The organism is Paraburkholderia sp. EG304, assembly GCF_046543485.1.
Lineage (GTDB): Bacteria > Pseudomonadota > Gammaproteobacteria > Burkholderiales > Burkholderiaceae > Paraburkholderia > Paraburkholderia youngii.
Genome location: NZ_JBKGUA010000302.1, coordinates 1 through 548 on the forward strand (window position 1 = coordinate 1; position 548 = coordinate 548).

General features: G+C 46.9%; 1 protein-coding gene. It reads left to right on the forward strand.

Annotation, left to right across the window (positions count from 1 at the left end):
• The first annotated feature begins 86 nt into the window (after window positions 1-86).
• A complete protein-coding gene (locus ACLFKU_RS43985; protein ID WP_410853422.1) occupies window positions 87-494 on the forward strand; it encodes a hypothetical protein in 408 nt (135 codons plus the stop codon).
• Window positions 495-548 lie beyond the last annotated feature (54 nt).

Below are 548 nucleotides of genomic sequence, written 5' to 3' on the forward strand. Positions count from 1 at the left end.
AGGAGATGGCATTGGTTCCACCTGAATAAAAGGCATTGAGCATCAAATCGACATCACAAACCGGCGCAGCGACTCATTGAAATGAAGTGCTGCTCGCCGGCGAGGGGTATTTCAACAGCCTGCTAGACGAGCTGCATGAAAAGATAGATGGCATCGTGACACTTTCGACTCCATTTTTGGTCGCGCGCCGCAGACGGGTTCATTACGCAACGTTTTTAGGAACTATGGTTTCTCCCGGGGCTGTATTGTTCGCTGGGTATCTTTTTATTTTAGATATCTTTAACCTCTATCAACATTTAAGTGAAACAACATTAAAACTATCTTTCATTCCAGTTCTTTTTATGGCGACAACTGTTACAGGCCTATTCGCAAAATATGTAAATTCCATATCAACGCGGCTTATTCAATGTACAAAAAGAGATGGCGCCGCTTGTTCGGGCAGGGTCCCGAGATTTTTAAGTGGAACCACCGGGGCGTTCATGCTGCCGATTTGATCGCAGGCAGTGTCGCGAAGTATGCCTCATCCGGCGTGCGGTCTTCCAGACTCG